This window comes from Methylobacterium sp. J-078 (genome assembly GCF_022829285.1).
GTDB lineage: Bacteria > Pseudomonadota > Alphaproteobacteria > Rhizobiales > Beijerinckiaceae > Methylobacterium.
The window spans coordinates 1-497 of sequence record NZ_JAKSYI010000071.1 but is presented as its reverse complement, the minus strand read 5'-3'; the positions used below and the strand labels follow the sequence as shown (position 1 = coordinate 497).

Annotated in this window: 1 pseudogene; it reads right to left on the bottom strand. The window is 68.8% G+C overall.

Annotated elements, in window-relative coordinates:
* Nucleotides 1-497: pseudogene (locus MKK58_RS12235) on the bottom strand (porin family protein); the annotation flags it as partial.

Here is a 497-nt window from a genome sequence, read left to right as displayed (position 1 = left end):
TAGTTCAGGCCGGCGCGCACGACGACGAACTCGTCGGAGCGGCGGTTGTTGTAGCCGGTGGTGACCACGCCGGGGGTGTTGACCGAGTAGGTCGCGCCGGTGGCGGGCGAGTAGGCGAACACGCCGTTGTTGGCGTTGTCGCGGTCGAGGTTCACGTACAGGCCTTCGACCTTTAGGGTCACGGCCGAGGACTTGAAGAAGTTCAGGAACGAGTCGGTCGTCAGGGCGTACTCGGTGCCGCCGCCGCCCGCCCAGCCGGTGCGGAAGTCCTTCCGGCCGCTGTTGGGCGGGCCGAAGTCGTTGCCTCCGCCGCCGCCGTAGGCGAAGCCGCCGGCGCCGTACACCAGGGTGCGGTCGAAGGCCTACCCGAGGCGGCCGCGCACGGTGCCGAAGTAGTCGACGCACGACGGGCCGTTCGGGTTGCCGACGGTCAGGATGTTGGCGTTAGCGGCGATGATGGAGGCGTTGTTCCGCTGCGAGCCGAGCTCGCCGTACTG